Source organism: Roseovarius marisflavi (assembly GCF_900142625.1).
In the GTDB taxonomy this organism is placed as follows: domain Bacteria; phylum Pseudomonadota; class Alphaproteobacteria; order Rhodobacterales; family Rhodobacteraceae; genus Roseovarius; species Roseovarius marisflavi.
On sequence record NZ_FRBN01000042.1, the window covers coordinates 1 to 16,368 of the forward strand.

General features: G+C 54.2%; 21 protein-coding genes, 1 tRNA gene and 4 pseudogenes. 18 read left to right on the forward strand and 8 right to left on the reverse strand.

The annotated features are described in order from the left end of the window. Window positions 1-267, forward strand: a 267-nt coding sequence (locus BUB78_RS18860) for a winged helix-turn-helix transcriptional regulator (protein ID WP_139279399.1), incomplete at its 5' end; no start/stop codon positions are given. A 241-nt stretch (window positions 268-508) separates the two neighbouring features. Here the strand turns inward: BUB78_RS18860 and BUB78_RS20510 are convergent. Together BUB78_RS20510 and BUB78_RS18870 are read right to left on the reverse strand one after the other, a co-directional pair. Then, window positions 509-619 (reverse strand): annotated as a pseudogene (locus BUB78_RS20510) (IS481 family transposase); the annotation flags it as partial. Between the two features lie 527 nt (window positions 620-1,146). Continuing rightward, window positions 1,147-2,166: an NAD(P)H-dependent flavin oxidoreductase gene (locus BUB78_RS18870; protein WP_084732965.1), complete on the reverse strand. Its 1,020-nt coding sequence runs from the start codon at window positions 2,164-2,166 to the stop codon at window positions 1,147-1,149. A 51-nt stretch (window positions 2,167-2,217) separates the two neighbouring features. Between BUB78_RS18870 and BUB78_RS18875 the strand changes: the two genes are divergently transcribed. The 5 genes and pseudogenes from BUB78_RS18875 to BUB78_RS21320 all read left to right on the forward strand — a co-directional run. Continuing rightward, a complete protein-coding gene (locus BUB78_RS18875; RefSeq protein WP_073200832.1) occupies window positions 2,218-3,069 on the forward strand; it encodes a LysR family transcriptional regulator in 852 nt (283 codons plus the stop codon). 138 nt (window positions 3,070-3,207) lie between these two features. Beyond that, the gene (locus BUB78_RS18880; RefSeq protein WP_073200833.1) at window positions 3,208-3,699 is read left to right on the forward strand and encodes a cytochrome b/b6 domain-containing protein; all 492 of its coding nucleotides are present in this window, start codon (window positions 3,208-3,210) and stop codon (window positions 3,697-3,699) included. A gap of 277 nt (window positions 3,700-3,976) precedes the next feature. Next, complete coding sequence (locus BUB78_RS18885) at window positions 3,977-4,624, forward strand: DsbA family oxidoreductase (RefSeq protein ID WP_073200836.1); 648 nt, start codon at window positions 3,977-3,979, stop codon at window positions 4,622-4,624. A gap of 101 nt (window positions 4,625-4,725) precedes the next feature. Next, window positions 4,726-5,277: a DUF6196 family protein gene (locus BUB78_RS18895; protein ID WP_220084046.1), complete on the forward strand. Its 552-nt coding sequence runs from the start codon at window positions 4,726-4,728 to the stop codon at window positions 5,275-5,277. A gap of 7 nt (window positions 5,278-5,284) precedes the next feature. Further along, window positions 5,285-5,401 (forward strand): annotated as a pseudogene (locus BUB78_RS21320) (aldehyde dehydrogenase family protein); the annotation flags it as partial. Window positions 5,402-5,687: 286 nt separating this feature from the next. Here BUB78_RS21320 and BUB78_RS18905 read toward each other — a convergent pair. Continuing rightward, a pseudogene (locus tag BUB78_RS18905) lies at window positions 5,688-5,861 on the reverse strand (ATP-binding protein); the annotation flags it as partial. A gap of 94 nt (window positions 5,862-5,955) precedes the next feature. On the opposite strand from BUB78_RS18905, the pseudogene BUB78_RS18910 reads away from it, so the two are divergent. Next, window positions 5,956-6,243 (forward strand): annotated as a pseudogene (locus tag BUB78_RS18910) (hypothetical protein); the annotation flags it as partial. A 104-nt stretch (window positions 6,244-6,347) separates the two neighbouring features. Here the strand turns inward: BUB78_RS18910 and BUB78_RS20800 are convergent. Further along, the gene (locus BUB78_RS20800) at window positions 6,348-6,587 is read right to left on the reverse strand and encodes a hypothetical protein (RefSeq protein WP_073200841.1); all 240 of its coding nucleotides are present in this window, start codon (window positions 6,585-6,587) and stop codon (window positions 6,348-6,350) included. A gap of 45 nt (window positions 6,588-6,632) precedes the next feature. Here BUB78_RS20800 and BUB78_RS18920 point away from each other — a divergent pair, with 45 nt between their 5' ends. Next, window positions 6,633-6,851: a hypothetical protein gene (locus BUB78_RS18920; RefSeq protein ID WP_139279401.1), complete on the forward strand. Its 219-nt coding sequence runs from the start codon at window positions 6,633-6,635 to the stop codon at window positions 6,849-6,851. Then, window positions 6,845-7,141 (forward strand): glycine cleavage system protein H, encoded by a 297-nt coding sequence (locus tag BUB78_RS18925; protein WP_073200844.1) that lies wholly within the window; start codon window positions 6,845-6,847, stop codon window positions 7,139-7,141. Before BUB78_RS18920 ends, BUB78_RS18925 begins: the two co-directional genes overlap by 7 nt. A gap of 20 nt (window positions 7,142-7,161) precedes the next feature. Here BUB78_RS18925 and BUB78_RS18930 read toward each other — a convergent pair whose 3' ends face one another. Both BUB78_RS18930 and BUB78_RS18935 read right to left on the reverse strand, forming a co-directional pair. Beyond that, complete coding sequence (locus tag BUB78_RS18930) at window positions 7,162-7,449, reverse strand: hypothetical protein (RefSeq protein WP_073200846.1); 288 nt, start codon at window positions 7,447-7,449, stop codon at window positions 7,162-7,164. Continuing rightward, window positions 7,446-7,682, reverse strand: a complete 237-nt coding sequence (locus tag BUB78_RS18935) for a hypothetical protein (RefSeq protein WP_073200848.1) — start codon at window positions 7,680-7,682, stop codon at window positions 7,446-7,448. The genes BUB78_RS18930 and BUB78_RS18935 overlap by 4 nt, the downstream gene beginning before the upstream one ends. A gap of 542 nt (window positions 7,683-8,224) precedes the next feature. On the opposite strand from BUB78_RS18935, the gene BUB78_RS18940 reads away from it, so the two are divergent. From BUB78_RS18940 to BUB78_RS18955, 4 genes are all read left to right on the forward strand, one after another. Then, window positions 8,225-8,404 (forward strand): hypothetical protein, encoded by a 180-nt coding sequence (locus BUB78_RS18940; protein ID WP_073200850.1) that lies wholly within the window; start codon window positions 8,225-8,227, stop codon window positions 8,402-8,404. 186 nt (window positions 8,405-8,590) lie between these two features. Then, window positions 8,591-8,842, forward strand: a complete 252-nt coding sequence (locus tag BUB78_RS18945) for a helix-turn-helix domain-containing protein (protein ID WP_073200852.1) — start codon at window positions 8,591-8,593, stop codon at window positions 8,840-8,842. Further along, on the forward strand, window positions 8,843-10,147 hold the full coding sequence (locus tag BUB78_RS18950) for a type II toxin-antitoxin system HipA family toxin (protein ID WP_073200854.1): 1,305 nt from the start codon (window positions 8,843-8,845) through the stop codon (window positions 10,145-10,147). A gap of 205 nt (window positions 10,148-10,352) precedes the next feature. Continuing rightward, window positions 10,353-10,937, forward strand: coding sequence for a site-specific integrase (locus BUB78_RS18955; protein ID WP_281248908.1), 585 nt, complete (start codon window positions 10,353-10,355; stop codon window positions 10,935-10,937). A 29-nt stretch (window positions 10,938-10,966) separates the two neighbouring features. Here BUB78_RS18955 and BUB78_RS18960 read toward each other — a convergent pair whose 3' ends face one another. After that, window positions 10,967-11,956 carry a response regulator gene (locus BUB78_RS18960; RefSeq protein WP_073200856.1) on the reverse strand — a complete coding sequence of 330 codons (990 nt, stop codon included), beginning with the start codon at window positions 11,954-11,956 and terminating at the stop codon, window positions 10,967-10,969. Window positions 11,957-12,288: 332 nt separating this feature from the next. On the opposite strand from BUB78_RS18960, the gene BUB78_RS18965 reads away from it, so the two are divergent. From BUB78_RS18965 to BUB78_RS20525, 5 genes are all read left to right on the forward strand, one after another. Next, window positions 12,289-12,453, forward strand: a complete 165-nt coding sequence (locus BUB78_RS18965) for a hypothetical protein (RefSeq protein ID WP_245813585.1) — start codon at window positions 12,289-12,291, stop codon at window positions 12,451-12,453. A gap of 216 nt (window positions 12,454-12,669) precedes the next feature. After that, window positions 12,670-13,386 carry a hypothetical protein gene (locus BUB78_RS18970; protein ID WP_073200860.1) on the forward strand — a complete coding sequence of 239 codons (717 nt, stop codon included), beginning with the start codon at window positions 12,670-12,672 and terminating at the stop codon, window positions 13,384-13,386. Window positions 13,387-13,480: 94 nt separating this feature from the next. Further along, window positions 13,481-13,678, forward strand: coding sequence for a MerR family transcriptional regulator (locus BUB78_RS18975; protein ID WP_073200862.1), 198 nt, complete (start codon window positions 13,481-13,483; stop codon window positions 13,676-13,678). Continuing rightward, on the forward strand, window positions 13,659-13,922 hold the full coding sequence (locus BUB78_RS18980; RefSeq protein WP_139279403.1) for a hypothetical protein: 264 nt from the start codon (window positions 13,659-13,661) through the stop codon (window positions 13,920-13,922). Before BUB78_RS18975 ends, BUB78_RS18980 begins: the two co-directional genes overlap by 20 nt. Window positions 13,923-14,501: 579 nt before the next feature. Beyond that, a complete protein-coding gene (locus tag BUB78_RS20525; protein ID WP_139279404.1) occupies window positions 14,502-15,791 on the forward strand; it encodes an autotransporter outer membrane beta-barrel domain-containing protein in 1,290 nt (429 codons plus the stop codon). A 499-nt stretch (window positions 15,792-16,290) separates the two neighbouring features. Here the strand turns inward: BUB78_RS20525 and BUB78_RS18995 are convergent. Next, window positions 16,291-16,367, reverse strand: a tRNA-Met gene (locus BUB78_RS18995). Window position 16,368: the final 1 nt, after the last annotated feature.

Below are 16,368 nucleotides of genomic sequence, written 5' to 3' on the forward strand. Positions count from 1 at the left end.
GCGTGGGCGGCCAACGTCATCTGGTCGCTGCGTGCCGGCCCGCGCCGCTTTAACGAGTTGCGCACCGACATTCCGCCAATTTCGGCCAAGGTGCTTTCTACTCGGCTGACCGAGCTAGAGCAGCGCGGTGTGCTATCCCGCAACGTGCAGCCAACCTCGCCCCCATCGGTTGAATATGCCCTGACCGAGCTGGGCGGCGAACTTGTGCCAGCACTTGAGGCCATTGTTGAGGTTGGCCATCGGTTGAAGATGCGCGACGAAGCGTAAGGTCTTAACTTGGGATCTAAGACCTATGGTGCTTGGATCAGTTCGATCTTGTAGCCGTCTGGATCTTCGATAAACGCAATGATCTCACGCTTTCCGGTTTCATCCGGTGCCACCTTCGTTGGGCCGAGGGGGGGGAGACCGTATCTGCCTCCGGTAGGAAACTTTAGGGGCAGATGTAAGGTGCGGTTGCTCGTGAGACATCCACTCTGTTGATTATAGCTTTTCTCTAAGTGCTTCGTAAACTGGCACGACCAATCCCGAAATAACGGCAGGTCTTGGCAACATGGCCGATCTCTTCGGCGTATCGCAGTATCCGTAAATTACGCCCAATCTCGCGTTGATCCTTGTTCATGAACATCTCCTTCTTCCCAAATCTGGGACGTTAAAGGAAATGCCTCGCGAGTAACCGCATATGGACGTTGATCTTCTCTTCAGCTGAATACTGTTTGCGCGTCTTGCGCTTGATGCCCCTGACCAACTTGTCAGCAGCGTCTTTCGATGTTCCGGATATCTTATTCACCTTCGCTCCATAATGGCTTCGATGAACCAGAAATCCTCCGTTGCTCAGACCCCTAAATTGTTCCGATGGGTGCTGACGTCAGACATTCTATGCATTTACGCCGTATTTTGCCCCCTCGCGCCCGATGTCACTTTCCAGGTCGCTCAGTAAGCTGCTGTCAAGTATTGGCATTGCGCTGGTTTGAAGGCTTTGCCTCTCCAACTCCCGAATTTCGATGCCGTATCTAAGGCTAAGGGTCTCAACGCTGGCACCCACCGCATATTGCATCAATGCGAGATGCACGATGCTATCTCGCTCAGCTCGTGTGCATGCGCTTTGCAAATCTGGTTTTAACATCAACAACGTACCCTCCATATTTCTCAGCACGCAAATCCGGCCGCCAAATCACGGACGATATCGGACGCAGGGCGGATGCTATCAATTTGACCAACGCCCTGACCGGCATAAAGGCTAAGTTTCTCAGCCATGGCCCCATCGTCAAACGTCCGGATTCCTCCTCCCATGAAACGCAGTAAATTCCAACCGCCCCGCCCGACAATAGCCCGATGTGGTGTGCCGTACCGCCAACCATAGGAATACCCTGTCAGGAACTTGGGCATGTCAGTGTCGGCATTCACCAGCTTTTCTTTGTAAGCATTATGCGCATCGCATTCCTGGGATGCCAGAAACGCGGTCCCGCACCAAACACCCAAAGCACCCAGACACCGCACGGCTCGAACAGCCCGAATATCGTTAACCGCACCAGCGGCAATGACCGGGCGACTTCCGGCTATATCCACAACAGCAGGCAATAGAGCCATTAGACCCACTCGACCTTGGGTAAGGTGTCCGCCACCTTCAATACCCTGCGCGATGATGATGTCTGCACCATCGGCAACGGCCTTCTTTGCATCTGCAACCGTCCCGACCTGCACCATAGTGATAATGCCAGCGTCTTTCGCGCGCGGAATTACATTTTTGAAATCGCCATAATAAAGTGAAACGACCTTCGGTTTTTCTTCGAGCACGACCCGTAAACCCGCCTCGAAAAACTCTGGCCCTCCGAATTGAGGCACGAGATTCACCCCAAAGGGCTTGTCCGTCTTTTCGCGTGTTTGCCTAATCCAATCCCTCAATGTTTGCGGCAACACACGAAGTGCCCCTAAATGGCCAAGCCCACCAGCTTCACTGACGGCAGCAACAAGGGTTGGCCCACTAAGCCCAGCCATCCCCGCCTGAAAGACAGGCACAGCTATACCACAGATTTCCGTCACTGAATCTACAGGAGATTCAGGAAGGCACTCTTGGCCGAGGCCCGGCAAGTCTTTCACATTATTTTGTGTCAATTTATCTCTACCCGAAATTGATGTAAGTTCCCAGTGTAGACAGGCGAATATCATTCGTGTAAAGTGAATTTTAGAGAATGTTTACTTCTGCATTAGAGAACGATTATGGAACTTAAAAACCTGCACACTTTCACCACGGTTGCGGAGACCGGATCCGTGGCAAACGCCTCGCGAAAACTACATTGCGTCCAATCCAACGTCACCACGAGGATCAAGTCTCTCGAGGCGGAATTAGGGGTTGAACTGTTTAACCGGAGCCGATCCGGGATGGCACTGACTGCCGCAGGCACGGCATTCTTGCCACTAGCCCTCGATGTGGAGCGCGCGGTGAAACGCGCCCACGCTTCGGTGGAAGCCTTTGACAGCTCAGTCAAACTGCTCCGGATTGGCAGCATGGAAAGCACGCTTGCCATTCGGTTACCAAAGATCATAGCGTCGTTCCGCAAAAAATATCCAGATATGCGTCTACAGATTCACTCCGGCCCAACAGACGACCTTCTCCACAAGTTGGTAAAGGATCAGGTAGATATAGCTATAATAGGGGGGAAATTTGCTCGACTGGATATGAAAGCGCAGCCTTTGTTCACCGAAGAAATGGTGATGATATCATCATCCGAAATCACGGAGGTGGGGCAATTACGATCGCTACCGGTTATCGTTTTCAAGCAAGGGTGCTCCTACCGCGATTACGCCAGAAGATGGATGCGACTATCCGGTCTGGCCCCAAACGACATTTTCGAGCTCGGAACTTTGGACGGAATATTGGGATGCGTTGCTTCGGGCGTCGGCATCAGTTGTCTCCCGCGATCAGTCATCGAAGGGAGCCGACACAAAGAACTGCTAACCATCCACGCCCTGGACGATCCGGAACGCTTCATTGATACTTACGCCATGCAGAATACTGGGGTGACACGAAATGGAGCTGCCGAGGCATTTCTCAAATTTGTGGTGGCATAAGTCCACCCTATCATTTCTGCCGCAAGATATTATGCCTCATTTCGTTCTCAATTAGAGAACGCATCCTACGAAAATTTCTGTCTATCGAAAGTAATCAGAGCCAGCTAATTTACCCGAATGTATGGGGAGTTATAGATAATGAAATTCAGGGATAGCGGGTTGAATTTCGGACTTGTTTCCGTGGTTGGACACTGGACGGGCGCGGTCCTATTGGTGGCATTTCTTGCCAGTGCTATTTTATCGGTATTTTCCGAGGCAGCCCTTGATTCCAGCCAAAATGCAACGCTTTTGATTGCACTTATCACAGCACCGGTCTTTGCGTTCCGGCTCTATTGGCGCATCACAAACTTCCATCCGGCCCCTCTGGGGGGTGCCAGCCCCGCGCAGGTCCTCGCGGGGCGTGGAATTGCTTTGGGTATGTTGCTGGCTGGCGTTGTCCTGCCGTTGATGTATTTGGCGAAGGAAATTTTTGCGGCAGGGTACAATTGGTGGCTTACACCATTGTTCTGGCTTGGTGTGTTCTGTTTTTCCGGCGGCCTGGTTCTTCACCTTTATGGTGCCTATACGCATACCTTCATTCTAAAGGACAATAGTTTGAAAAGACTGGCGGGACGCAAGATCGATCTCTAAGCTCCTACGCCCAGTTGGACCCGGGAATCCTCTTTCAGATTGGCCGGTGTCGATTGAATATCGCTTACAGTGACGTTCTGTGCGGCCTTTTTCACTCGCATCTCGCCTTTGACTGCGCCACCGAAGGCGATGAGCTAGATCTTGACCTTGAAACCTATTTGGCGCGCGTAGACCAGCGTGAACCTACATGGGCGGAAACCGCGCCCCTCGGTCTTCGGTTTCGGTGATACCGAGACCGCCGCTGCGGCCAGCGCCGCTAATTACAAGGAGTGATCCCATGACTACCCCCATTCGCGTTGATATCGTCTCGGACGTGGTGTGTCCCTGGTGCGCCATCGGATACTTTCAGCTTGCCCGCGCCGTCCGCGATACCGACATCAAGATCGAGGTGCATTGGAACCCGTTTGAGCTGAACCCTGCTATGGCGCAGGAAGGTGAGAATCTGCGCGCGCATCTCGCGGTCAAATACGGCACCACGCCCGAAGGGTCCGCAACGGCGCGCACACGGCTGACCGAGATGGGGGCCGCGCTCGGGTTTATCTTCAACTATGCCGACGACATGCGAATGTATAATACGTTTCGCGCGCATCAGTTGATCGACTGGGCCGAGGAGCAGGCCCGCGCTCATGAAGCCAAAATGGCGCTTCTTGCTGCATTTTTCACGGATCGCCGGGATGTCTCGGACGTCCGCGTGCTGGCCGAACTGGCCGACGATATCGGCCTCGACCCGCGCGCCGCGCGCGCCATGCTGGACAGTGGCGAGCGTGCCGATGCTGTGCGGGAAAAACAACGCTTTTGGACTGCTCGGGGCGTTCAAGGCGTGCCCGCTATGATCTTCGAGCGTCAGCATCTTGTAACCGGGGCGCAGGGCGAAGCAACCTATGCCAGCATTCTGAAACAGTTGAAGGCAGCGCAAGCTGCCTGAAGCTGCAAGCAATCCAAGAGGGAGGAATACGATGTCCAAAGCGCAAGTGATTCATAAAATGGGCCCACCTAGCATCATGCAATGGCAGGATTGGGCGAGCCTTGCCAAAGATCTCCGGCCGCGGAGCGTGGAGGCCATGCTGGATCTTGGTCGCGACGGGCCGCGAAAGGGAATGGAAGAGTTTACCGAAAGTACATATATCTGCAGAGATTGGGCATGAAATGGTCAATATTTCAAAAGAAACACCAAAAGAAACACACCAAAGGTTAACGGAAGTCATCACGCGCTGTGACTTGAAGATCTACGATAAAACCTACGCTTTTCTTGAATTCCCCCTTCACGAATTTCCTGAAGCGGTTGATCCAGATGCACTTGCTTTGGTGCGAGACGATAACGTGTGGAGTCAACTTGTTCCTTGTAGTGACCCTGAAGAGGAGTTGTTCACTATTTGGCGTTTTCACTTTGATCCGAGCGATGATAATTCTGGGTTCATAGGCTGGATTGCCAATCATCTGAAAGAAAAATTTGGTACAGGTATCTTTGTCACCTGTGGCCAAAATCGAAGTCGGAGTGGCATCTTTGATTATACCGGTTGTCCAGCGGCATTGGGGGCCGAGGTCATTGCTGAGCTGAACCAACTGGCAGCCGAATAATGAAAGAAATGATACGGAGTACGGTTTAGTTGCATATGTGCATTCAAATTACCCGCTCCGCACTTACCGGGTCAGTCGCGCGTTGCAAATTGGCTTGATCGCAGTGAACCGCACGAAGAACACTGACGAATACAAAATAGGAGTTTGCATGACCAATGACGTGATGGAACTTTGTTAGCCCAAAAACCAAGAAGCCCCGCACTTTGTCCTGAACGCTTGCTGTTCAATGTGCGGAATGGGTGTCAACGGCGGAGTAAAAACCGGCCAGATGGCGGCGCAAAAGTAGGCCACTTTGGGTTGTCGGGCATGACGGGTGCGAAGAGCGTCGGCGGCCAGTCAGCCGCGCTCCCCAAATAGCTGGCGGTTGACTGGCCGCTTTGGCCCGCGAGGGCCAAGACATGGATTTTCGATCAGGAGGTTTTGGTGGCCTTTCGCGCTTGGCTTTGGGCCAGGCGATAGCTTTCGCCGTTCATCTCGAGGATGTTGACGTGGTGGGTCAGTCGGTCGAGGAGCGCGCCGGTCAGGCGCTCGGTGCCGAAGGTTTCCGTCCATTCATCGAATGGCAAGTTACTCGTGATCAGCGTATCTGCCCCCCAGCATGATCAGTGCCGCAATGTGTGGATTGATGCTGGAACGCGGGCTCGTAACGCCGGAACGCCTCCGAATGCGGGGGGTGCTATGACCTTGCAAAAACCTATCCTCAATCGGGGTGGACGCACAAAACGCACACTGGGCGTGCAGGCGGCGCTGGAATGGGCATTCCGGATCGAGAAGGCTCAGCTGGAGCTGCCCGCGCCAAAGGATGTGGCCGAGGAAGGCTTCGGCTTCGGCCTGGAATATGTTCTCCTTCAACGCGCGGCGCTGGGCTGCAAGGTTGACGGCGGCCAGCACAAGATGGGCAGTTATACCCATCCCGATGCCGAGGTCATTGCCGCCACCGTCCGTGAGCGGGCCGGTCTTCACGATGTGCGCATTCACGATCTGCGCCACACCTATGCATCGAATGCGGTTTCATCGGGCATGCCTATTCAGATGGTCGGGCGCTTGTTGGGTCGTAAGCGGTGCGCCGTTCACACCGGATTGACGTAGTTCCAGGGCAGCAGCAGGTTGATATCGGTTTGTTTGTGCCCGCCTGCTATGGCTTTCAGGACACCGGACAGATAGCCAAGCTTGCCCGCGAAAAGCAGCAAGCACGCATTCAAGAGCTTGGTCACGATGTCGCCCGCGCGATGGCCTTGGGGCGCGTGCCAGAGAAACAATCCAGCAAACAAAGGAGCCAGACCCGCAGGCGCGATCAAACGCCCGGGCATGATCGAGACAATGATTTTTCACCAAAGTAAAAAAGGAGAACCACCATGAGACATACACTCATGCTTAATTTAGATGATCGGCACGCCCAGCAGCTTGACGATCTCAGCCGCCATTTTCGCCTGGCTGCGGACGATACGGTGCGCTTTGCGATCCGGCTGGCGCATGCGCGCTACAAACAAAAGCCCGATGTGCTGGTACCGGAATTCAAACCGCGCGCGGCCAAGCGAGATGATCCCAACAAGGATGATTTTTCGCCATGCTGAATGGGCAGGAATATCTGACCACCACTGGCGAGCGCGTGCTCATATCCGGCGATGTGGCGCATGTCGGCGCTGGCGATGCCATACAGGACTATACCGGCAAGCTGCTCAGCGTGCATGTGATAAAGCCTGTCGGCGAGCTCGTGCGGCGGGGTGACACTGTGATCGTCGCCGAAGGTGAAGACGGGGCTGTCGAGCTTTATGCGCCCTGTGACGGCACTGTTGTCTGGATCAGCGCCGCGCCAGAGCGCGCGCCGCGCTGGCTGGTCAAGCTCCGGATCGCACCCGCATAAGCGGGCGCGATCAAGGGCGCTTAGAATAGCGACATCTGCCGAGCGGCATCCTTGCGGCGCAGCCACTCCGGGCTCTTGGCCTCATGGTCGAGCCAGGCTCGGACGAAGTTTTCCGGCCCGCCATAGCCCTCGACGATCCCTTCTGGCAAGAAGTGCGAGCGGTAGCCGGTCTCGGTGACAGGCAGGACGTGCCTGTCTTCGGCGAGAAGCTCGATATGATCGAAATCCGATTCCCAGCGGCGCTTGCGGTACGTAATTTCGAGCGCAATGCCATCCCAGACGATCCGGGTGGTGATGGGGGCGCTCATGTGCGCCCCGCTTCGTTTGTTGTGTCGGGTGCATCTTCCAGCGGAAGGCGCAGGGCGATCCGACCATTGATCGGGCAGGTTTCAAGCTGAAGCGTGTAGCCGCGTCCGTCCTTGTGTTTCCATGCTGCTCCGACCTTGGTCCAGAAAGATTTCTCAGCCCTTTGGGTGACGTGCCATGCCAGATAGTCCGGCGCATTGATCTGCTGGGTTTGGTTCGTGTTTTCGCGTGCCATGTTGTTTCTCCTTTGCGTGGGGCTTGCTTGCTAACGCCCTCCCGATAAGCCGGAGGCAAAGGATCAGTGTGCATGTTCAACACGGCTGGCGAAGCCAGGTGGTGCGGGCAGAACATTGAAGACTGAGCCGCATCCGGCTAGGGATTTTAGGGCTCTCGTTGCAAGCAAGCCCCAAGCAAGGCTGCGAACTCTGGCCTTGAGAAATCGCGGCCTGTGCGTTGATCAGCGCCGCAGATCAATTTTGGCGTTGCGCCGTCATCCTCTGAGAAAATTTTGATGCAGAAAGGGCAATAGCATCGCGGAATCTACCGGCGCGGCTGGCAAATGCATACAGAACAGCTCCGTCTGTCGTCCGGTCAATCCTGTGACGCCTGCTGAATAAGCCTGAACAAATCGAGCTGGGCGGCTTTCAAGCGCACCGCTCCCCTATTCCAAGATCGTTGCCGATCCATCAGCGCCTTCACTGGCCGATGATTTTCGTGTGTCCGGGCCGAAAGGCCCTGAATGGTTCGGGGCCTCCTTGAAACAAGAGGAGGAGTGCCATGAAGCTCGTCTCAAGATTTGAAGCGGCATCCCGCAGTACGGCAGAATTGCACGGTCTACTGACCAAGGCGTTCAACGCCTTTGCAGCCGCTCCGCGCGGTAGCGATCAGCGCCGCGATGCGCTGGCATCGATGCGCAACATCGAGGATGAACTGGCAACACGTTCGCCAAGCATCTGATCTCTTGCGGCTGGCTGTCAGGCCAGTCGCATTTCTTTGCCAGCTGATTGTGCGTCCGTCAGGCATTCATGATCTTCAGATCATATTTAACATTTATGCGCCATAGATCATAAGTACAATTTATGCCCTACAGATCATATTGACATTTTATGACTTAAAGATCATACTAGCCTAAAGGAGTCAGAGATGAAGAACTTGGCACGCACACCAAATGATATCGGGCACGCCATTCGCCAAGCCCGCAAGGCAAAGAAGCTGACGCAGAAAGAGCTCGCTGAGCGAAGTGGCGTCTGGCAAGAGACGATTTCCAAGGTTGAGAACGGCCTGTCCGGCACCAAGCTGGAAACCGTTTTCGATATCTTTGCCGCGCTCGATCTGGAAATTCAGGTGCAGGGCCGCAGCAAGGGCTCCCCCAAGAGCTTCGAGGACATCTTTTAGATGGGACGCAAACGAAGCTATCCGCCGCTCAATGTTTTTCTGAATGCGCGCCATGTCGGCCAGCTTCTGCGGGAAAGCACGGGCGCGATCAGCTTTGTCTATGCTCAAGACTGGCTGGCATGGGAACACCGCCTGCCTGTATCCCTGTCGCTTCCTCTGCGCGAAGATCGGTATGTCGGCGCGCCCGTCATCGCCGTCTTTGAAAACCTGCTGCCGGATAATGACGGTATCAGGAGGCGCGTTGCCGAGCGCGTTGGCGCAGCGGGCACGGACGCCTATAGTCTGCTGAGTGAAATTGGTCGCGACTGTGTCGGCGCGCTGCAATTCTTGCCGGACGGTGAAGAACCGCAAGCCGCCGACGATCTCACCGGTCATCCGGTCAGTGAGACGGACATCGAAGCGCTGCTGGGTGAGCTCGACGTCGCACCGCTCGGCATCAGGAGAGAAAAAGACTTCCGAATATCGGTGGCAGGCGCCCAGGAAAAAACCGCGCTCCTTTGGCATGAGGGCAAGTGGTTAGAGCCTTCCGGCACAACACCGACAACGCACATAATCAAACCGCAAATCGGGCGGCTACCGAACGGCATGGATTTGTCGAACAGCGTCGAGAATGAATATCTGTGCCTGAAACTGATGGAAGGCTTTGGCCTGCGCGCCGCGAATGTCGAAATGGCCAGTTTCGGCGCGCGCGAGGCGCTTGTCGTGGAGCGTTTCGACCGCCTTTGGGCAAAGGACGGACGTTTGATCCGCCTGCCACAAGAAGATTGCGCGCAAGCGCTATCGGTGCCGCCAACCCGAAAATATCAGAATGAAGGCGGGCCAGGCATTGCTGAGATCATGGGGCTCTTGCGCGGGAGCGATGAGGCAACACAAGATCGGCTGGATTTCTTCAAAGCCAATATCCTATTTTGGCTGAGCGGCGCGACCGATGGCCATGCCAAGAATTTCAGCCTCGCCTTGATGCCAGGCGGGCGTTTTCGGCTGACGCCGTTCTATGACGTGCTAACCGTTCAACCGACGCTGGATGCACACCAGTTGAACAGAAAAGACTTCAAGCTGGCGATGCGCTTTGGCAAGTCAAATCACTACAAGGTCGGAGATATCATCGGGCGCCACATCATGGAGACGGGCGTCAAGTCTGGCCTATCCCGCAAAGCCATCGCTGATCTTTTTGCAGACATCCATGCATCGGCAGACTCCGCTATGAACAACACCTTCGCTGCGCTTCCCGCAGGATTTCCAGAAGTGCTTGTCACTTCGATCCGCAGCGCGGTCTTGGATCGGCTGCGCCACCTCAAACCTTGAGCACGCGATCTAGGTTTTCCTGAAAAGGCGGTTTTTGCTCAAACTGATTGAGCAAATCCGCATAAATCCAAACTATGGATTTTCCGCCCGCCAAATGGCGGGCGAAATTTTATGGCAGTGGAGCCGCCTTACGCGGCGGCTCCTTGCTGCTTCTCTTCCTCAATAATAGGCTGACAAATACCGCGAAGAAAAGCGGGAACGGTTTCTGAGCCAATATGAGCTGCAGAGACTTGGGCAAACGCTGGCCGAGGCAGAGTGCGACGGATCGGAAACGCCTTACGTCATCGCCGCCTTTCGGTTGTTGATCCTGACCGGCTGCCGGTTGGGCGAGATACAAACCCTGCAATGGAGCTTTATCACCGATCAGGGAATGGAGCTGCCAGACACCAAGACCGGCGCACGGCGCATTCCTCTGCCCCAAGCCGCCAGAGCGGTCCTGAGCGCCTTGCCACGGCTTCCTGACAACCCCTACGTCATCGCGGGCAAGGTGCCGGGCCGCTACGCCACCGACCTGCAACACCCGTGGCGGCGCATCCGTGACCGGGCGGGCTTGCACGATGTGCGCATACACGACCTGCGCCACACCTACGCATCGAATGCAGTTTCATCGGGCATGCCTATTCAGATGGTCGGGCGCTTGCTGGGTCACACCCAGATACAGACCACTATGAGATATGCACACCTCGCGGATGATCCCGTAAGGCGTGCAGCAGAAGAAAATTCAGATCGATTAAGCGCTTTCATCGGGGTAGGTCAAGTATGGGAGCCCAGCCTTCGGGTTGTGAAGTAACCGCCGTATCTACATAGTCATCTGTGCCATCACGCTGACCTGTTGTACCAGAAATCTTCCAGGTTTCTTCCGTAGCGTTGGCTTTCTCTTTCCGCGCTTTCGTGTGCCTGTGCGAGGGCATCAATCGCCCTGTCGCCGGATTTCCAAACCAAGCGAATTACATCGCCCGCCGACACGCTCACATTCATTGGCCTGCCGTCGTTAAAACTCAAACCCATTTGACTAAGTAATAGGTTTACCTTGTCGGTCAGTTCGACCGAATCTGGCACCCAACCCTCTTCCAGAATGCATACAAAGGTGCCGCTGCCGGCATAGGCGGTCAGGAACTGATGGCCCTCCAAACATGCAGCGATAGCTTCAGATACGTCAGTCACAAGACACTCGAATTCAAACCATGAGGTTATCTCGAACAGGTCCCGTATGCCACGAATGCTGAATGCCAGAATGCATGATTTGAAGCGCCCTTGCTTGGAGATTAAAGAAACATAGTTTTCAAGTGCGTGATGCCCGATCACACCATCCACATTCTTGATGCGAAAGGGTTCATGCAAAGGCGGCCTTGCATCGACGACCCCGCTGAGTGCTTCAGTGTCTGGTTTCACTGGCGCCGTGGTGGAGCCTACAGTCAGTTTTTTGCTGCTAACGACCAGATTTTCCACTGATGCAAGGCGACCGCGCAGTTCGCCGATTTCGAATGGCTTGGTAATGTAATCATTTGCCCCGGCCGCGAAAGCACGGTCGATATAGGATTTATCTGACATTGCGGTGAGCATCAGGATCGGGGTTTCTTGATACTCGGGGCGGTCGCGCAGGATCTGGCAGAGCTCGATTCCATCTGTACCCGGCATTTGAATATCTAACAGAAAACAGTCAAATGGCTTTGCAACTGATCGTGCAACCAGATCGAGCGCGTCCGTAGCGCATAACGCTGTTTCTATTGTGTTCTCACCGGTGGCATTCACAAATGCCTCAAGCAACTCAACAATACTTGGTTCGTCATCGACTGCGAGAATATGCATCTAACTGCCTTTCTAAGATTTTTACCCACCCATCCATAAAACCCAACAACTCTAGGGCTGCATTTATGCTCCATGCAGCAATTTAAACATGATCGCCCTACGGTAGAAATATAATGGGATTATGTCTGCTTTAAGGAATTTTGAGAGATGAACGCCTTTTAGAGACACAAAGGCGCTAAAAATATATCATGCGCAGTATCGCAAAGCCGCCCGCGCAGCTTTGAGCACTCTGCCACAGTTGCCTGACAATCCTTACGTGATCGAGGGCAAGCCTTCGCGATGTGCGCCACACCTACGCATCGAATGCGGTATCGTCAGGAATACCTATTCAGATGGTCGGGCACTTGCTGGGTCACACCCAGATGCAGACCACAATGCGGTACGCACATCTGGCCGATGATTCCGTAAGGCGGGCGCTAGAGGAAAACGCGGGTCGTCTGAGCGATTTCATGGGGTCATGCTCTGTCAGGGAACCGGACCTTCGGGTTCTGAAATAGCCGCCCTATATAGGGGGGGTCGCCTATATAGGTCAGCAGGAAAAACCACCGTTCCCTATTTAATAAATAGACGGGGCAATCGGCATTCCCATTCCTCACTGCGGTTGTGAAATGGCCGCCACTGTAGATACCATTATGTAAGGAACGGAATCAGCCGAGAAACTGGCGCTTTCGTATGTGACTGAAACGTTACAGGCAAAGAGGTGATTGAACTGGATGGCTCCAGAAAAGTATTATGCCGAAACTTATGACATTCAAACGGTCTCAAAGTTTTGCCAGATCGCGGGAATTGATCCCTCGAATGCACCGCACGCTCGACAGGAACTGGAACACTTCGCCGCGATCTATCGCTGGGAGCATGCCAGAACCGCAAACAAGGCTCCGGGCAAAGCAACGAAGCGAGAATTGGAATCTCTTGCCAATCAAACCGCGCGCCTTTTGGAAATACTTGCCAAGCTATCACCAGACGCGGCGGCAGCGATTGAGCGGCAAGTTGCTGCAGATGCGCGGTTAGGCATCGCGCGCGATTCCGGTGCGCCGAACGGGCCATCCCTGTTTATTCGGCTAGACGATTTTTCAGACGACCTCATGGGTCTCAGTGTCAATCTGGAAATGCTTCAAGCTGTTTTAGGCGGTCTGCATGACGCGGCAAGCACTGGAGCTGACACCACACACAAGAGCCGCTCAGGTAAAACGCAAGACTTTGGGCTTTTACTATGGCTTTCGAATATCAAGACGTTTTGGCACGCACATACCGATCTACCGTTCTCACGTGATGTGACCCAAACCGGCGAGCCGATCACGAACGCAGGCTCATTCTGCCTTGCTGCCTTTCTCAAGATAGAACCTGATTGCCCGACTTCCCGCGTTATGAACGGCATGAAATATGTTATAAAAAAAGGCAATAAGTCTACTGGCAAAATTCGGGCATAAACCCGCCCCGAATGTTGCCAGCGGTTTCGCTCGAAAAGCGCAAGAGGCCGCAGTTAAGATCACCTCATAGCAGTCAGCGAATGAGGGACAGACAATGCCAAATACAAACCTTGCGAACGCCACCGCTGAACCCGCCGCTGATTATCTCGACGGGTTCATCGACGAAACCCAAGCCGCAGACTTTCTCTGCCAAAGCGTGCGCACGCTGCAGAAATGGCGTGTGTCCGGCTTTGGGCCGCATTTCTACAAGCCGGGACGGTCGGTGCGCTACCGTGGCGATAGATCTGCATGAGAACATTGCAGGCGTTCGCCCACGCGATGTGAAGGACGCCAACCGCTCCGAGCACATGCGCATGCTGGACCGGCAATTATTGGGCCTCTTCATATCCCGCGCCGCTGCGTCTGGTGTAACGGTGGATGAATTCTCAGACTTCATGGAAAATCACGTCAATGCGCTGCAGCGAGCGTCAGAAGAGCATCCCGTACCGCTCAATGAGCGAATTGACAAAGCGGCGGCGCGGTATCGGTGGGCTTGAAGGGCGGGAACCTTTACTTAAACTGCGAGCGTTTCGAAAGTCGCTGCGCAGGATCAACTTACCAGCAAACATCGGAAACGCGGCTTTCTCACAAGTCCTTTTTGGCCACAAAAAGCACGTTAACGAAAGAGAACACAACGTCTCCGATTTGCATATGCCTAAAACTGTCATAAAAAGTGCCGCAATAGTTGTTTTGCATCGTATGGACAACCCAATATAGTTTTCGCAACCTCTTGCTTGAATACCCACCCATGATTGGCTCATCAAAAGCGTAGCTCATTAGAAAATAATTTTTCATACGACAGTATTATCGGGTATGCGGTCGATCCGGGGCAAAATGAGAGCGAGTGCAGGCGTACTGTCGCAACCGGCTGGCTTGCCGGATGTACCATCCAATCCGGCTAAAACCATTAAGCGCTCCACGTCTAACATCGGACGAAAAAAGCACACTCCAGAAAAGTGCCGCACGCTGATCTCGAGAACGGCTTGTTTTCACCTCTTTCCTTTTCTTTAGTGTGATTCGAAATCCATCAAACAAAAAGTCAGGATGAAACCTTGCGGAAAACTATAAGAGCAGCCTTGGTCAGTTCAGCCGTTATCGGCTTCTCGGCTCCAGCATTTTCCCAATCAACATCACAATCAGTTGGTTGCGCCGATATCAACGGCTTTTCGTCGCCTCTTGTGCAGGTGCGCGTTTCTCAACAGTTGACAGGAAATCCGCTCGCTGCAGGTGAAGTGATAACGCTGTCAGCAAGTTCCGTGACCTCTTCGCAACCCGTCGGAACGCCGGTTTGGGCATTTTCTGACACGAGCCTAGGTTCTACTTTTGGGGGTGGTGCATTTTCACCGACGTTCCTGTCTTCCAACACGCCGATCAGCGAGACGGTATCCGTGCCCACGGGCGGCATTGGTGCGTTCGGCCTGACCGAGTTCGGGCCATGGTTCACTGATCTGAATAATGTAACTATCACCTGCGTCCTTCCGGCACCTCTGATCAGTGCCGCCGCTTTCGACTTGGCGGAAATCAGTACGGCACATCAAAATCAATCACTTCGCTTCGCGCTTGATAGAAACATTCGAAGCCGTATTAGCGGTGGATCGTCCAGCGAACCTATGGTGACGCGATCAAACCTCTTCATGTCGACGGATGGTACGAAAAATGGCACCTCAAGCATGAATGCATGGGTTACCGTCAGCGGCCGTGCGTTTTTTGACGGGTACGACGGATACTCGACCGATGTCATTGCTGGTGCAGACTGGCTATTGGGTAGTTCCGGCGTCTTCGGTGTTATGGCAGGAGTTGGCATGACCGATATTGACGATTCAACAGTCTCCAAGGCAGAAACATCATCGTATCTCGTGGGTATCTACGGCGGATACGGATTTTCTGCAAACGTTCAGATCGACGGGTACTTGGCATATTCCGGCGTAGATTACGATGTGAACACTACCAGTTTTGATACCGATCGATGGCTTGCGGGATTTGCGATAAGCGATCAAGTGGCCATCGCCTCGGGCACCTTAGAACATCGCGTGCGCTTCTTTGGCTCTTGGGAGGATTTCCCTGCGGGTGTTGCTGGCATACCTGGTGGAACTACGGAGCAGTACCGAGTTTCTGTCGGCATGCGGCATGAATGGAACGCTATGTTGCCGGAAACCTACATGCGGCCATGGGCGTCTTTGGATCTGGAATATGGCCGCCACGAGGACACGAACAATCTGCAATCTGATTTTGTGGCACCCCGCCTTGGCATCGGGCTCTCGGGAAGCGCAGGCCCCGGCAACCTTTCGGCGAGCCTTGATGTTGGTCGCACTGCGTCGAACGTAGTCGATAGCGGGCTGGAAATCTCTTACAATATGGCATTCTAAACGGGGCCGCGGTTCGTGGCAAGAAATGGAAAACGCAGAGCAGGAACGGCGATAGCCAAAGAGGCTATCGCCGTTTGTTTTATCAATTACTCATGCAGCTTGTAACGGCCATGCGGACATCGCATTCCTTCGTGATATTTGCACTATGGAGTAGCTTGGCACCGGAGCCTGCGGCCCTACTGTGTAACCGCACTGGGCGGCAGTATGGCAGGGAACGCAGCGACGCGCCGGAGATGCGGGCATTGGTGTCAGTTCAGCGCCTCACCTGCAGTCTCACAGGCGAGCGAAGCTATGACCGATGGATTGGTAGTTGCCGGATGCCGGGACATTGCGAGTGTGTTGATTCGTGAAGGGGTTTGCCACCGCTGGCGTTAGCGTTGCCTTGCTGCCACACCCTTTTTACGTTCCGTTTGCTTCCACAGTGCTTCCACGGTGGTATCTGGAAAGCGAAAGGCCACCCGAGGGTGGCCGTTAACGTATTAGTATTATTCGGTAATTTTGGTTGCGGGAGTAGGATTTGAACCTACGACCTTCAGGTTATGAGCCTGACGAGCTACCGGACTGCTCCATCCCGCGA

What these genes read in the sequence shown, in the direction of transcription:
- BUB78_RS18870 (WP_084732965.1), bottom strand. Translation starts at nt 2,166, where the DNA reads ATGATATTCGCCTGTCTACACTGGGAACTTACATCAATTTCGGGTAGA.
- BUB78_RS18875 (WP_073200832.1), top strand. Translation starts at nt 2,218, where the DNA reads ATGGAACTTAAAAACCTGCACACTTTCACCACGGTTGCGGAGACCGGA.
- BUB78_RS18880 (WP_073200833.1), top strand. Translation starts at nt 3,208, where the DNA reads ATGAAATTCAGGGATAGCGGGTTGAATTTCGGACTTGTTTCCGTGGTT.
- BUB78_RS18885 (WP_073200836.1), top strand. Translation starts at nt 3,977, where the DNA reads ATGACTACCCCCATTCGCGTTGATATCGTCTCGGACGTGGTGTGTCCC.
- BUB78_RS20800 (WP_073200841.1), bottom strand. Translation starts at nt 6,587, where the DNA reads ATGCCCGGGCGTTTGATCGCGCCTGCGGGTCTGGCTCCTTTGTTTGCT.
- BUB78_RS18920 (WP_139279401.1), top strand. Translation starts at nt 6,633, where the DNA reads ATGAGACATACACTCATGCTTAATTTAGATGATCGGCACGCCCAGCAG.
- BUB78_RS18925 (WP_073200844.1), top strand. Translation starts at nt 6,845, where the DNA reads ATGCTGAATGGGCAGGAATATCTGACCACCACTGGCGAGCGCGTGCTC.
- BUB78_RS18930 (WP_073200846.1), bottom strand. Translation starts at nt 7,449, where the DNA reads ATGAGCGCCCCCATCACCACCCGGATCGTCTGGGATGGCATTGCGCTC.
- BUB78_RS18935 (WP_073200848.1), bottom strand. Translation starts at nt 7,682, where the DNA reads ATGGCACGCGAAAACACGAACCAAACCCAGCAGATCAATGCGCCGGAC.
- BUB78_RS18940 (WP_073200850.1), top strand. Translation starts at nt 8,225, where the DNA reads ATGAAGCTCGTCTCAAGATTTGAAGCGGCATCCCGCAGTACGGCAGAA.
- BUB78_RS18945 (WP_073200852.1), top strand. Translation starts at nt 8,591, where the DNA reads ATGAAGAACTTGGCACGCACACCAAATGATATCGGGCACGCCATTCGC.
- BUB78_RS18950 (WP_073200854.1), top strand. Translation starts at nt 8,843, where the DNA reads ATGGGACGCAAACGAAGCTATCCGCCGCTCAATGTTTTTCTGAATGCG.
- BUB78_RS18960 (WP_073200856.1), bottom strand. Translation starts at nt 11,956, where the DNA reads ATGCATATTCTCGCAGTCGATGACGAACCAAGTATTGTTGAGTTGCTT.
- BUB78_RS18965 (WP_245813585.1), top strand. Translation starts at nt 12,289, where the DNA reads ATGGTCGGGCACTTGCTGGGTCACACCCAGATGCAGACCACAATGCGG.
- BUB78_RS18970 (WP_073200860.1), top strand. Translation starts at nt 12,670, where the DNA reads ATGGCTCCAGAAAAGTATTATGCCGAAACTTATGACATTCAAACGGTC.
- BUB78_RS18975 (WP_073200862.1), top strand. Translation starts at nt 13,481, where the DNA reads ATGCCAAATACAAACCTTGCGAACGCCACCGCTGAACCCGCCGCTGAT.